The sequence below is a fragment of the Rhizobium sp. PP-F2F-G48 genome, assembly GCF_004342335.1.
Classification (GTDB): domain Bacteria; phylum Pseudomonadota; class Alphaproteobacteria; order Rhizobiales; family Rhizobiaceae; genus Ferranicluibacter.
The window spans coordinates 801,592-815,529 of record NZ_SLVH01000001.1 but is presented as its reverse complement, the minus strand read 5'-3'; the positions used below and the strand labels follow the sequence as shown (position 1 = coordinate 815,529).

General features: G+C 64.3%; 13 protein-coding genes. 3 read left to right on the top strand and 10 right to left on the bottom strand.

All coding sequences use genetic code 11. From position 1 onward, the window contains the following. Position 1: 1 nt before the first annotated feature. The 10 genes from lpxD to C8J36_RS03670 form a co-directional block, all read right to left on the bottom strand. The gene (gene lpxD, locus C8J36_RS03715) at positions 2-1,072 is read right to left on the bottom strand and encodes a UDP-3-O-(3-hydroxymyristoyl)glucosamine N-acyltransferase (protein WP_062592867.1); all 1,071 of its coding nucleotides are present in this window, start codon (positions 1,070-1,072) and stop codon (positions 2-4) included. Positions 1,073-1,119: 47 nt separating this feature from the next. Then, positions 1,120-3,462, bottom strand: coding sequence for an outer membrane protein assembly factor BamA (gene bamA, locus C8J36_RS03710; protein WP_132532698.1), 2,343 nt, complete (start codon positions 3,460-3,462; stop codon positions 1,120-1,122). 232 nt (positions 3,463-3,694) lie between these two features. Continuing rightward, entirely contained in the window at positions 3,695-4,849 is a 1,155-nt protein-coding gene (gene rseP / locus C8J36_RS03705; protein ID WP_132532696.1) for an RIP metalloprotease RseP, read from the bottom strand. A gap of 226 nt (positions 4,850-5,075) precedes the next feature. Then, positions 5,076-5,903 carry a phosphatidate cytidylyltransferase gene (locus C8J36_RS03700; RefSeq protein WP_062592860.1) on the bottom strand — a complete coding sequence of 276 codons (828 nt, stop codon included), beginning with the start codon at positions 5,901-5,903 and terminating at the stop codon, positions 5,076-5,078. Then, entirely contained in the window at positions 5,903-6,682 is a 780-nt protein-coding gene (locus C8J36_RS03695) for an isoprenyl transferase (RefSeq protein ID WP_132532694.1), read from the bottom strand. Before C8J36_RS03695 ends, C8J36_RS03700 begins: the two co-directional genes overlap by 1 nt. A gap of 45 nt (positions 6,683-6,727) precedes the next feature. Then, positions 6,728-7,288 carry a ribosome recycling factor gene (gene frr, locus C8J36_RS03690; RefSeq protein WP_062592857.1) on the bottom strand — a complete coding sequence of 187 codons (561 nt, stop codon included), beginning with the start codon at positions 7,286-7,288 and terminating at the stop codon, positions 6,728-6,730. Positions 7,289-7,358: 70 nt separating this feature from the next. Continuing rightward, entirely contained in the window at positions 7,359-8,081 is a 723-nt protein-coding gene (pyrH, locus tag C8J36_RS03685) for a UMP kinase (RefSeq protein ID WP_062593418.1), read from the bottom strand. A gap of 215 nt (positions 8,082-8,296) precedes the next feature. Further along, positions 8,297-9,223, bottom strand: a complete 927-nt coding sequence (tsf, locus tag C8J36_RS03680) for a translation elongation factor Ts (protein WP_062592855.1) — start codon at positions 9,221-9,223, stop codon at positions 8,297-8,299. A gap of 254 nt (positions 9,224-9,477) precedes the next feature. Then, complete coding sequence (rpsB, locus tag C8J36_RS03675) at positions 9,478-10,254, bottom strand: 30S ribosomal protein S2 (RefSeq protein ID WP_062592853.1); 777 nt, start codon at positions 10,252-10,254, stop codon at positions 9,478-9,480. Between the two features lie 241 nt (positions 10,255-10,495). Next, positions 10,496-11,281, bottom strand: coding sequence for a cell envelope integrity EipB family protein (locus C8J36_RS03670; protein ID WP_244481125.1), 786 nt, complete (start codon positions 11,279-11,281; stop codon positions 10,496-10,498). Positions 11,282-11,479: 198 nt separating this feature from the next. Here C8J36_RS03670 and C8J36_RS03665 point away from each other — a divergent pair, with 198 nt between their 5' ends. Genes C8J36_RS03665 through C8J36_RS03655 form a run of 3 tightly spaced genes read left to right on the top strand, consistent with a single transcriptional unit; the run spans position 11,480 to position 13,920 of the window. Further along, entirely contained in the window at positions 11,480-11,947 is a 468-nt protein-coding gene (locus C8J36_RS03665; protein ID WP_062592848.1) for a RidA family protein, read from the top strand. 5 nt (positions 11,948-11,952) lie between these two features. Then, complete coding sequence (locus C8J36_RS03660) at positions 11,953-12,708, top strand: glycerophosphodiester phosphodiesterase (RefSeq protein WP_132533034.1); 756 nt, start codon at positions 11,953-11,955, stop codon at positions 12,706-12,708. Between the two features lie 3 nt (positions 12,709-12,711). Continuing rightward, entirely contained in the window at positions 12,712-13,920 is a 1,209-nt protein-coding gene (locus C8J36_RS03655) for a GNAT family N-acetyltransferase (protein ID WP_132532692.1), read from the top strand. The last annotated feature ends 18 nt before the right edge of the window (positions 13,921-13,938 follow it).

Genomic DNA, 13,938 nt, shown 5'->3' with positions numbered 1-13,938 from the left:
CTCATTGCTTGTCTCCCGTCGTCGTCTTGCGCTTTCTCAGGTTGGCCCGCGCCGCAATCTCGGCCGCTTCCCGCAGGAAGTCGCGCATGGGGCGCGCGGGAATGCCGCCATAGCGCTCGCCGGCCGGCACGTCCGCGGCCACGCCGCTCATCGCGCCGATCTGGCTGCGGTCGCCGATCGTAATATGTCCGTTGATCGCGGCCGCGCCACCGATCATCACGCCGTCGCCGATGCGCGTGCTGCCGGCGATGCCGACCTTCGCTGCAATGCCGCAATGGCGCCCGATGCGGACGTTATGGCCGACCTGGACGAGATTATCGATCTTGGTGCCCTCGCCGATGACGGTGTCGTCCATCGCGCCGCGGTCGATCGTCGTATTGGCGCCGATCTCCACGTGATCCTGCAGGATGACGCGGCCGATCTGCACGATCTTGATCATGCCGCCGCGCGGACCCGGCGCATTGCCGAAACCGTCCTGGCCGATCCGGGCGCCCGGATGAATGATGACATTGTTGCCGACGAGCGAGCAGAGAATGGTCGCGCCCGCCGAAATCGTGCAGTCGCGACCGATCCGCACGCCGGGACCGATGACGACGCCCGCGGCAATGCGCGTGCCGGTGCCGATCTCGACCCCTGCCCCGATCACCGCCGTCGCCTCGATGTCGATGCCGTCCTCGAGCCGCGCGGTGGGATCGACGAAGGCCGCCGGCGAAATGCCGCTCTGCCCGGCAAGATTCTGGATCGGACGCAGGGCTTCGGGATGGAAGATGGCGCCGGCAAGGGCAAAGGCCGTATGGGGATATTTCGCAAACAGCACGGGGATGTGCGGCGGAACGATCGACGCGACCGCCTCGTTGCAGATCACGGCCGCCGCCTGCGACGTCGTGAACTCGTCGCGATAGCGCCGCTGCAGCATGTAGCAGATGTCGCGGGGACCGGCCCGATAGGTCGGCGCGACCGAGGAAACGATCCGGTCGCCGACGCTCTCGTCCTGCAGCGAAGCGCCGATGCGCTCCGCCAGATCACTCAGGCGGAGCCCGTCATGCGGCGGGAAAAACCAGTTAGCATCCATGGGCCAGACTCCAGAACAGTTTGGCATGCAGTTCTGGACTGCCGATATCAGAAATTCGACGAAATACCGAACTTGATGTTCTGCACCTTGTCGTAATCTTCCTTGGCGACCGGGACCGCGTAGTCGATGCGGAGCGGACCGAAGGGCGACGCCCAGAGCAGGCCGACACCGACCGAGGCCCGAAGCGAGGCATCGGTTCCCACGATACGGTCGCTGGCACGGACATTGACGTCGTTGCCATAGAGCGTGCCGGCATCTGCGAAGACGGCGCCACGGAAGCCCGCGTCGCGCGGAATGCCCGGCAACGGGAAGGTCGCTTCGGCCGAAGCCGTGAAGTAGGTCGTGCCACCGATGGCATCGTCATATTCGCGGCTGCGCGGACCGATACCGTTGCGCTCGAAGCCACGGATTTCGTTGCTGCCGATCTGGAACTGGTCGAACACTTCCATCGGGCCGGTCGTGCCGACCACATGGCCCGCACCTGCCGACAGCGAGGCGATCACGTCGGCATCGTCGTTGACGGTGTAGTACCACTTGGCCTTGGCCGTCAGCTTGTAGAAATCGGACGTGCCGCCGAGGCCGGCCAGTTCCTGCGTGGCCGACGCCAGGATGCCTTCATGCGGCAGCTGGGCATCGTCGAGCGAATTGTAGGTGAACGAGTTGGAAACCGACGAACGGGTCCACGGCGAGTTGTTGACGACGCGACGATACGGCGTCGACAGATCGGCCAGCTCGTCGTCCGAGGCGTGATAGTCGAGGCGCGTGTAGTTGTAGCGCAGCGTCGAGGACAGCCGCTCGGTGATCGGCGCGGTCACGCGCAGGCTGAAGCCCTGATCCTCGTAGCTGTAGTTGTCGTCGTTGAAGTCGTTCTCGTTCTTGAACACGTCGAAGCCGGCGGCCAGACGGTAGCCGAGGAAATAAGGCTCGGTGAAGGAGACGTTGTAGGTCCGGCTGTCTTCGCCGCGACCGGCTGCGATGCGGATGTACTGACCACGGCCGAGGAAGTTCTTTTCCTCGATCGAGGCTTCCACCAGGAAGCCGCCGCCGCTGCCGGCCGAATAGCCGGCGCCGATGCCGAACGAACCGGTCGACTGATCCTGCACGTCGACGATCACGACGACGCGGTCGGACGCGGTGCCCTGCTGGGTCGAGATGTTGACGGTCGAGAAGTAGCCGAGCGCCTCGAGACGACGCTTGGCCGTCGCGATCATTTCCTGGTTGAAGGCGTCGCCTTCGCTCATGTCGAATTCGCGACGGATGACGTAGTCGCGCGTGCGGGTGTTGCCGCGGATCTCGATGCGCTCGATATAGGCGCGCTCGCCCTGGTCGACCAGGTAATCCACGGCGATCGTGCGGCCCGCGAAATCGCGGTTGCCGCGCGGCGTGACGCGGGCGAAGGGATACCCCTGCGCGGCGACGCGCTTGGAGATTTCCGACATCGTTTCCTGCACGTCCTTGGCCTTGTAGATCGTGCCCTGACGGCTCTGGACGAGACCCTTCAGTTCGTCGGCATTGATGCCTTCGACGGTCGATTCGACATTGACCGCACCGAAATCGTAGCGCTCGCCTTCTTCGACCGTGATGGTGATCGTGTATTCGTTGGCGGTCTCGTCGAGAACGGCATCCGAATTGACGACGCGGAAGTCGGCATAGCCGCGATTGTAGTAGAACTGGCGAAGCTGCTCCTCGTCGGCGCGCAGCTTGTCGGCATTGTAGACGTCCTTCCGGTTCAGGAAGGAGAGAATGCCGGACTTCTTGGTGGCGATGACGCCCTGAAGGCGGCCGTCGCTATAGGCATTGTTGCCGACGAAGTTGATCGAGCGGATCTTGGTGCGGTCGCCTTCGTTGACGACGAACGCCACGTTGATGCGGCCTTCGGCAACCGGCGCCGTCTGCACGGTCACGGTCACGTCGTTGCGGCCGATGCCGGCATAGGCATCCTTGATCGACTGGATGTCGGCCTGAACGGTCGCCTCGCTATAGGCGCTCAGCGAGCGGGTCTTGACGGCCGCGGCCAGCTTGTCGTCAGTAATCTTGCGGTTGCCGTTGAAGACCACCTGATTGATCAGGTTGTTCTCGCTGACGTTCACGACCAGCGCGCCGCCGGAGACGTTGATGCTGACATTGGAGAAGTAGCCGGTGTCGTACAGGCGCTTCACCGAAGCGTCGATGTCGGCATTGGTGAATTCCCGACCGGGAACGATGGTGATGTTCGAGCGGACCGTTTCGGCGCTGACGCGCGTCGCACCGCGAACGTCGACGCGACGGATCGTCGCGGCTTCAGCGACAGACGCACTGGCAAGAACGACGACGCCAGTTCCAGATGCGACAATCCCTGCAGACAGCGCAACCGCCGACACCGCGTTCAAAAACTTTGAACCAGCCTTCATGTTCTGATCTTACCTTCTTCCAATGTCCCGCGGCGAACTCGTGCCGACTCCGGTCATGCCTGCCGTTTTACCCGCTTTTCTCATACAAGCAAGGTAGCACGTTAATTTCCGTTTACTTCAATTCCCACCGTGGCTGAACGGCCACTACAGAGAAGAATTATCGTAAACAAATCGTTTCTAATCAAATCCTTGAAGAGAAGCTTCATCCGTTTTAGCGCCTCTTCCTTAACCTTTAGCCAACCGCGCCGCTCATTCGTCCGACAAGCGAGGAAATATCGTTCCAGGTGGCGAAAACCATCAGCATCAGGACCATGGCGAAGCCGATGCGGAAGGCGATATCCTGTGCCGAGGCGCCGAGCGGACGACCGCGAACGGCTTCGATCGCGTAGAACATCAGATGCCCGCCGTCGAGCACCGGCACCGGCATCAGGTTGAGGAGGCCGATGGACACGGAGAGCACGGCCGCCAGCTGCAGCACGGCGGCGACGCCGAGCGTCGCCATCTGGCCGGAGGCCTGCGCCACGCGGATCGGCCCGCCCAGCTGGTCGGCCTTCATGTTGCCGGTGACGAGATTGCCGATATAGGCGAAGGTGCCGGTGACGATATGCCAGCTCTCGATCGCGCCCTGCCCGATCGCCTCCAGCGGGCCAAAGCTCTCCAGACGGAAATTGCCGCTCTCCTGGTTCGTCAGGATGCCGATGATGCCCATTTCCATCTTGTTGCCGAACTGGTCGGTGATATCGGTGCGCTGCGGCACCATGGGCACGTCGATACGCTGCCCGTCGCGGCGGATCTCCACGACGATCGGGATCTCCGGCCGAACGCCCACATAGCGGCGGACATCGTCGAAGGTCGTGACCGTGGAACCGTCGATGGAGACGAGCAGGTCGCCCGGCCGGATGCCCGATTCGGCCGCAGCGCTGTCGGCCTTCACCTCGGAGACGACGGGGTCGGCGATCGGCTTGCCGTAGATCGAAAACAGCAGCGCATAGATGACGATGGCGAGGATGAAATTGGCGATCGGCCCGGCCGCGACCGTTGCCGCCCGCTTCCACAGCTTGGCCCCGAGAAAGGTCCGCCCGCGATCCTCCGGCGAGAGGCCTTCGAGTTTATGATAGTCCGGCGTGCTCGCCGCGTCCTCGTCGCCATAGAACTTGACATAGCCGCCGAGCGGGATGGCGCAGAACTTCCACCGCGTGCCGTGCCGATCGTTGAAGCCGACCAGCTCGGGCCCGAAGCCGATGGAGAAGGCGACGATCTTGATGCCCGACCAGCGCCCGACGAGATAATGTCCCATCTCGTGCACGAAGACGAGCAGCGTCAGAACCAGGAGAAACGGGACGATATAGCCCACGAAGAGATGCAGAAGATCGGCCAGGTAAGTCATAGTCGTCCTTATCAGGTCGCCGCAGGCGGGCTAGGTCGCCGGAGGCGGGCTAGGTCGCCGGAGGCAGGCGCCACGCGCGCCACCTTACAGATGCGGCATGAAGAATGCGATATGGCCCCGACATCACGTTTCCGCGGCCCGTCCGTACCCGGGAATCCGCCCCGAGACTCCGCGCGCCCCAGACTCAGAGCCCCAGACTCAGAGCCCAAGACTCAGAGCCCAAGACTCAGAGCCCGAGCAGCAAAGCCCCGATCCGTCCGCCCGCCCCCGTCATCGCCTCTCCGAGCGCGATGATCAGGGCCGCAAAGCAGGCGACGACGAGCCCGTCCACCCGGTCCCAGACGCCCCCGTGGCCGGGAATGATGCGGCCGCTGTCCTTCACGCCGCAGCGCCGCTTCACATAGGATTCGAACAGGTCGCCGCATTGGCTGGCGATCGACAGCACCAGCGCGACCAGCGGAATGCGCGCGTCTTCGAGCGGGAAATAGGCGGCATAGACGGCGGTGCCGGCCACGACGCCCGAGACCGCCCCGCCGATGGCGCCCGACCAGGTCTTGCCCGGAGAGATGCTCGGCGCGAGCTTCGGCCCGCCAATCGCGCGACCGAAGAAAAAGGCGAGAATGTCGGTCGCCCAGACGACGGAAAAGACGAAGAGCATGGCGACGAAGCCGACCTGCGTGTCGTCGCGAATGGTTGCGAGCGAGATCGTCGTCATCCCGGCATAGGCGACGCCGCCCGGCAGCCACCAGCCCCGGCCATGGAATCGCGACCAGACGATGGCGGCGATCGCGGCGAGGATGAGCACCGGCAGGGCATATTCGTCGCCGCCGCCGATGATGAGCACGGCGACGACCGCCTGCACGCCCCAGCCGGCGAGATAGGCGCCACGGTCGCCGGCGGCGATCCGCGTCATGCTGGTCCATTCATGCCAGACGGCAAGCCCGATGACGGCCGAGAGGATGGCGAAGGCGGGACCGCCGATCCAGGTGTCGCCGAGCGCGACCGCGGCAAGCACGATGCCGGAGAGGATCCGGAGCCGGAGTTCGCGGCTCATCACGAACCGACCGCAAGGCTGGCCGGCGGCGGTGTCCCGGGAGAGGCCGCATCGGTGGCGGAGGCGACATTGCCGAAGCGGCGATCCCGCTGCCGGTAGGTGTCGATCGCCCGCATCAGAAGCGCCCGGTCGAAGTCCGGCCAGTATTCCGGCAGGAAGACGAATTCCGAATAGGCGGATTGCCACAGCAGGAAGTTGGAGAGCCGCTCCTCGCCGCTCGTGCGGATGACGAGGTCGGGATCGGGGATGCCGGCGGTGTCGAGCCGGCTGGCGATCATCGCGGGCGTGATCTCCTGAGGGCTGAGCCGGCCGGCGGCGACATCGACCGCCAGCCCCTGAACGGCGCGGGCAATCTCGTCGCGCGAACCGTAGTTGAAGGCGATGCAGACGGTGATGCCGGTATTGTTGCGCGTCGTCTCCTCCGCCTCCAGCAGCAGCGGCAGCACGTCGCTGCGCAGGTTGGAGCGGCAGCCGATGATACGGATCCGCACGTTCTGGCGGTGCAGTTCCGCCAGATCCCGGCGAATGAACACCTTCAGCAGGCCCATGAGGTCGCTGACCTCCGGCTCCGGCCGGCTCCAGTTTTCCGAGGAGAAGGCGTAGAGCGTGAGATAGCGGATGCCGAGCGCGCCGGCGGCGCGCACCGTCTCGCGAACGGCCTCGACACCCTTGCGGTGCCCCATGGTCCGCGGCAGGCCGCGCCGGGCGGCCCAACGGCCATTGCCGTCCATGATGATGGCGACATGCGCGGGAAGCGTTCTGGCGGACGGATCGGACATGGACGGCCTGACTTCGCGAAGGAGGGTAAAACGCAGGGATGCAGACTAGACCTGCATGATTTCCTTTTCCTTATCGGCGAGCAAGCGATCGACGTCGGAAATCACCTCGTCGGTCATCTTCTGGACCTTTTCCGACTGGATGCGGCCGATATCCTGGCCGATCGTGCCGTCCTTCTCCGCCTTCTTGAGATTGTCCATGCCGTCGCGGCGCACGTGACGAATCGCCACCTTGCTCTTTTCGGCATAGTCGTGCGCCACCTTCACCAGCGAGCGGCGGCGCTCTTCGTTGAGTTCCGGCAGGGGAATGCGCAGCGTCTGGCCGTCCATGATCGGATTGAGGCCGAGATTCGATTCGCGAATCGCGCGGTCCACGGCATTGACCATCGAGCGGTCCCAGACCGACACGCCGAGCATGCGCGGCTCGGGAACCGTGATGTTGGCCACCTGGTTGAGCGGCACGCGCGAGCCATAGGCTTCGACCATCACCGGATCGAGAACGTTGGCCGAGGCCCGTCCGGTCCGCAGCGAGGCGATGTCGTTCTTGAACGCAGTGATCGCGCCGTCCATGCGGCGCTTCAGGTCGTTGAGGTCGATACCTTCACTCATCTTATTTCTCCGTGCTCGATCGGCGTGATCCCGCTGGCGCGGGACCGTCCGCCGTCTGTTGGCCGCTCTTTCAGTTGTCGGTGACGATGGTGGCGCGGCCGCCGCCCGTCAGGATATCGGTGAACCCGCCCTTCTCGTGGATCGAGAAGACGATGATCGGAATGCTGTTTTCGCGCGCCAGCGCCACGGCCGACACGTCCATGACGGCGAGGCCCTTGTCGAGCACTTCGCTGTGGGTCAGCCGCTCGAAGCGGGTGGCGTTCGGGTCCTTCTTGGGGTCGGCCGAATAGATGCCGTCCACCTGGGTGCCCTTGAAGATCGCCTGCGCCCCCATTTCGGCGGCGCGAAGAGCGGCGGCCGAATCGGTCGTGAAGAACGGGTTGCCCGTGCCGCCGGCAAAGATCACGACGCGGCCGAGCGAGAGATGGTAGAGCGTCGCGCGCTGTGAGAAGCTCTCGCAGATCTCCGGCATGGCGATGGCCGAGAGCACGACCGTGTCGATGTCGAGCTTGCGCAGCGAGGTGGCGAGCGCCAGCGCGTTGATGACCGTCGCGAGCATGCCCATATGGTCGCCGGTAACCCGGTCGCCCCCTTTGGATGCCACGGCAACGCCGCGAAAGATGTTGCCGCCGCCGACGACCACGCCGACCTCGACACCCATGCCGCGGGCGGCCGCGATGTCGGAGGCGATCCGGTCGACGACCGTGACGTCGATGCCAAAACCCTGGTTGCCCATCAGCGCTTCGCCGGAGCACTTCAAAAGCACGCGTTTATAGAGCGGTTGGGCCGACATCATCACTCCTGTCGTGGTGCACGCCCGGGGATCCGGCGCGCAATGTGGGTCGAGAACGCCACCCCCGAAGGGCAGCGTTGCATCCGAACAATCGGGCGGCCAGCCGGCGCCTTTGCGTCAAGCCAAATGGACGCCGATTGCGTCAAGCCGGATACACGAAGGGCACCGCGTTGTCCACGCGATGCCCTTCCGTTTTGCATGAAGCCGATGAAGAATCAGCCCTTGGCGACAGCGGCCACTTCGGCGGCGAAGTCGCTTTCTTCCTTCTCGACGCCTTCGCCGAGCAGCAGGCGGGCCATGCCGGTGATTTCGATCGGCGCGCCGACCGTCTTCTCGGCTTCCTTGATGGCAGCCTCGACGGTGAGGTCGGGGTTCATGACGAAGGCCTGGCTGAGCAGCGCGACCTCTTCGAAGAACTTGCGCATGCGGCCGTCGACCATCTTCTCGATGATGTTGTCCGGCTTGCCGGACGCGCGCGACTGCTCGATGAACACGTTGCGCTCGCGCTCGGCGACCGCTGCATCGACTTCCGTCGAGCGGATGGCGAGCGGGTTGGTCGCAGCGATGTGCATGGCGACCTGGCGGCCGATCGCGTTCAGCGCGTCCTTGTCGCCGGTCGACTGCAGCGCGACGAGAACGCCGAGCTTGCCGAGGCCGTCGGCAACCGCATTGTGGATATAGGTGGCGACGACGCCGTCCGTCACCGAGAGCAGGGCTGCACGGCGCAGCGTCATGTTCTCGCCGATCGTGCCGATCGCGTCCTTGATGCTGTCGGAAACCGACTTGCCGGTGGCCGGATAGGTGGCGGCGTTGATCGCATCGACCGAACCGTCCGTGTCGACGGCAACCTTGGCGAAGCCGCGGACCAGTTCCTGGAAGGCGTCGTTCCGGGCGACGAAGTCGGTCTCGGAGTTGACTTCGATGACGACGGCCTTGGTGCCGGCGCTGGTGATGCCGATCAGGCCTTCGGCGGCCGTGCGGCCCGACTTCTTGTCGGCCTTGGCGATGCCCTTGGCGCGCAGCCAGTCGATCGCGGCTTCCATGTCGCCGTTGGTTTCGCCCAGTGCCTTCTTGCAATCCATCATGCCTGCGCCCGACTTCTCGCGCAGTTCCTTCACCATTGCTGCAGTAATGGTCGTCATCGTCTTGGCCTCTTTCTGTCTCTCGTCCGGTGCGCTCAGATGCGGTCGAGCGGCTCTGTCCGGAAAGTGTGTGAGGGTGTGCCCCCTCAAGATGACATCGTGATGAACAATCTCACCCGATGCGGATCCGCCCGAAAACGGCGGTCTCCTCGAAAAGATGCGGGGCCGTCCACTTCGTCAGTCGCAAACGGCCCCGTCGAATAGGTCTCGGCCGGCCCCTTGTACAGGAGACCGGCCGTGATCGTGCTGTGATATCAGGCGTCGGTCGCGACGGCTTCTTCTTCCAGAGCCGGCTCGAGCGGCAGGTCGCTGGCAGCGCCGAGGTCGCGGCCGGAAGCGCCCTGCTGACGGGCGATGCCGTCGAGAGCGGCACGGGCGATCAGGTCGCAATAAAGCGAGATGGCGCGCGAAGCGTCGTCATTGCCGGGGATCGCGTAGTCGATCTGGTCCGGATCGCAGTTCGAGTCGATCACGGCGACGACCGGGATGCCAAGACGCTTGGCTTCTTCGATCGCGATCGACTCCTTGTTGGTGTCGATGATGAACATCAGGTCGGGAACGCCGCCCATGTCGCGGATACCGCCGAGAGCGCGGTTGAGCTTTTCGCGCTCGCGCTCGAGGTTCAGGCGTTCTTTCTTGGTGAAGCCCGAAGCGTCGGAGGCGAGGATCTCGTCGAGCTTGCGCAGGCGCTGGATCGAGTTGGAGATCGTCTTCCAGTTGGTCATCATGCCGCCGAGCCAGCGGGCGTTGACGTAATACTGGGCCGAACGCTTGGCGCTGTCGGCGATGATTTCCGACGCCTGGCGCTTGGTGCCGACGAAGAGAACGCGGCCGCCCTTGGCAACCGTGTCGCTGACGGCCTGAAGGGCGCGCGACAGCATGGGCACGGTCTGTGCCAGGTCGATGATGTGAACGTTGGACCGTTCGCCGAAGATGTAGGGCTTCATCTTCGGGTTCCAGCGGTGAGTCTGGTGGCCGAAGTGAACACCAGCTTCAAGAAGCTGGCGCATGCTGAAATCGGGCAATGCCATGCCGTTTATCCTTTTCCGGTTGAACCTCCGTGGGGAAAACAGCAGGCTCGGATGAGCCTGCCACCGGGCGGAACGCAACGGATGTCTCCCGAAACGTCCCAAACCCCACGTGTGGAATGCGGCCCGCCATACAGCGGCACGCCACGGATATCAAGGAAAAAGGCGCAATCTTCGCGGTTTTATGCCCGCGACGGCCTGTGCCCCCCAACGGCCTGTGCCCCCGACGTGAGGCCCGTGCCGCCTACTTGCAGCTGCCCTCGCCGCCCTGCTTGAACATTTCGAGATTGGCGAGCTTGCCGCTCAGCACGAAGTCGCCATAGTCCATCGTCAGGTCGCGGGTGATGCCGTTTTCGTAGAGCTTGAAGGCCATGCGGTAGATCGGCACGGCGTCGCCTGTCGCCTCGTCGTTGAAATAGGAGATCGTCACCGGCCAGAAGGGCTTTTGCGCCATCACGCCCGCCTTGGCGACGTCGGCATCCTCGTCGCTGGCGTTCGGCTGGTGCTGCGCGCCGACCAGCGTCGTCGTCACCAGCGTCTTGTCGCCGCTGTCGGAGCCGTCGAAGATCCGCGATTCGAAGATCTTGTCGCCGCGCTTCGCCCGGTCGATCACTTCCAGCATGTGCTCGGTCGGAAACAGGCTGTGGGCGAGGTCCACCTCGCGCTTGTCCGGTTCCGTCAGGTCCACCCGCACGCCGTCCTTGGCGTCGTGGGCCGCTCCGCGCACTTCCTTGTCTAGCTTCTCGTCGGTGAACGAGCGCGTCAGAAAGCGGAAATTGCCGCTCTTCAGGTCCTCGAACGTGGTCGTCTGCTGGTCCGTCAGCCGCACGTCCTCGCCCGTATCCACCTTGGTCACGAATCGGAAGCTCACCGTGTAGCCGTCGCAGGCCGAACCGTTGAACTCGTAGACCATGCGGCCGTACATGCTGGAAATGCCGGAGCGCTCGGACGAGTCCTTGAGCTCCAGGTCGTAGACCGCCCGGTGCGGAACCAGGATGTTCGCCGCTGCGTTCTCCACCCCGACCGCCATCGTTCCGAAAAACGCAGCGGAGAGGACGAGGACGCGGGTCATGCCTGAACGAAACATCCAATAGCTCCTGTTGGATCGACGCGCGATGCTATATTGAAACATGCGTCGAAAGCGAGGCGTGGGATCGCGATCCCCGCATCGAAGAAAGACGTGCATGACGCATTCGCCATAAGAATACAATATTGTCCGGAGACATCCATGTCCGCAGAAATCGAAGCCCGCATCGAACAGCTCGGCATTACCCTGCCGGTTGCCGCGGCACCCGCCGCAAACTACGTTCCCTTCGTCATCAGCGGCCAGCACCTCTACATCTCCGGGCAGCTGCCGATGGAAAACGGCAAGGTCGCCGTGCTCGGTCTCGTCGGTGCCGATGTCGATGTCACCGCCGCCCAGCGCGCCGCCGAACTCTGCGCCATCAACGTGCTCGCCCAGGCCAAGGCCGCGCTCAAGGGCGATCTCGGCCGCATCCGCCGCATCGTCAAGCTCAACGGCTTCATCGCCTCCGCGCCGGGCTTTTCCGAGCAGCACCTGGTCATGAACGGCGCCTCCAACCTCATCGTCACCATTCTGGGCGAAGCCGGCGTCCACGCCCGCGCCGCCGTCGGCATGGCCGGCCTGCCCTTCAATGCCGCCGTCGAGATCGACGCCGTTATCGAGATCGCATGATGGCGATGCCGGCCCTGCGTCCCCAGAAGGATACGGCCTTTCTCAAGGCCCAGCCGGTCGCCCATCGCGGCTACCACGACATGAACAATGCGATCTGGGAAAACACCGTCTCTGCCTTCAAGCGCGCCATCGATCACGGCTATGCCATCGAATGCGACCTGCAATATACGGCGGACGGCGTGCCGGTCGTCTTTCACGATGACGACATGAAGCGCCTCTGCGGCGTCGAGGGCGATATCCGGGTCAAGACCGTCGGCGAACTCGGCCTGTTTTCGATCGGCAACACCGCCGACCGCATCCCTTCGCTCTCCCAGCTCCTGCGCCTCGTCAAGGGCCGCGTTCCCCTGGTGCTGGAACTGAAGGGCCGCCAGGGCGACGACGGGGGCTTCGCCGATTCCGTGGTGGATATCCTCGAAACCTATGACGGCCCCGTCGCCCTGATGAGCTTCGACCACTGGCTGCTGAAGGACCTGAAGGCGCTTGAGTCGCGTTTCCCCCTCGGCCTCACCGCCGAAGGCGCCCGGCCGGAAGACTTCGCCCTGCACGAGGAAGCCATGGCGCTCGGCCTCGATTTCATCTCCTACCATTATGGCCACCTGCCGAACCCCTTCATCTCGGCGCAGCGCGATCGCGGCCGCACCGTGATCACCTGGACGGTGCGCGACGAGGAGGCCGCCGACCACACGTTTCGCCATGCCGACCAGATGACGTTCGAGGGTTTCGAGCCCCGCGCACGCGCAACCGGGGACCTGGTGGCCTAGCGCATGGCAGACGATGTCAGCATCCGCATCGAGACCTCGTTCAAGGACATCGACAAGAGCGCCTGGGACCGGCTCATCGGCACAACGAGGGCGTCCGCGACGGCAGACGTGCCCTACAACCCGTTCGTCTCCCATGCCTATCTCTCGGCGCTCGAAGACTCCGGCTCGGCCACCGCCGAGACCGGCTGGCTCGGGCAGCATCTTCTGATGGAAGACGGCAACGGCGCGCTGGCCGGCGCGCTGGTCTGCTACCTGAAGAACCACAGCCAGGGCGAATATGTCTTCGACCACGGCTGGGCCGATGCGCTGGAGCGGGCAGGCGGACGCTATTATCCGAAGCTGCAAAGCTCGGTGCCCTTCACCCCCGCCACCGGCCCGCGCCTTCTGGCGACGTCGGAGCCTTTCGCGGTCGAGGCCGTGCAGCAGGCACTGGCGACCGGCCTCACCGAGCTTGCCAGGCGCCACAAGGTCTCCTCCGCCCACGTCACCTTCGTGCCCGAGGCCGAGATCGCAACCTTCGAAGATGCCGACTTCCTGCACCGCACCGACCAGCAGTTCCATTTCACCAATGACACCTATGGCAGCCACGACGATTTCCTCGAGACCCTCGCCTCCCGCAAGCGCAAGGCGCTGAAGAAGGAGCGCCGGGCCGCGCTCGAAAACGGCATCACCGTGGACTGGCTGACCGGCGCGGACCTCACCGAGGAGATCTGGGACCAGTTCTTCCGTTTCTACATGGACACCGGCAGCCGCAAATGGGGCCGGCCCTACCTCACCCGCGCCTTCTATTCGATGATATCGGACCGCATGGCCGAGGATATCCTCCTGGTCATGGCCAAGCGCGAGGGCCGCTACATCGCCGGCGCCATCAATTTCATCGGCGGCGATGCGCTCTACGGCCGCCACTGGGGCGCGATCGAGGATCACCCCTTCCTGCATTTCGAGGTCTGCTACCACCAGGCCATCGATTTCGCCATCTCGCGCGGCCTGAAGCGGGTGGAAGCCGGCGCGCAAGGGGAGCACAAGCTCGCCCGCGGCTACCTGCCCGTCACCACCCATTCCGCCCATTACTTCACCCATCCCGGCCTCAAGCGCGCCGTCGCCGACTATCTCGAGCGCGAACGCCTCGACGTGGAAGCCATGGGCGACATCCTCACCGAGCACAGCCCTTTCCGGAAGGGCGAGCGGCAGGATGGCGAATCCGACAGCTGAACCTCATGAGGAACCTGC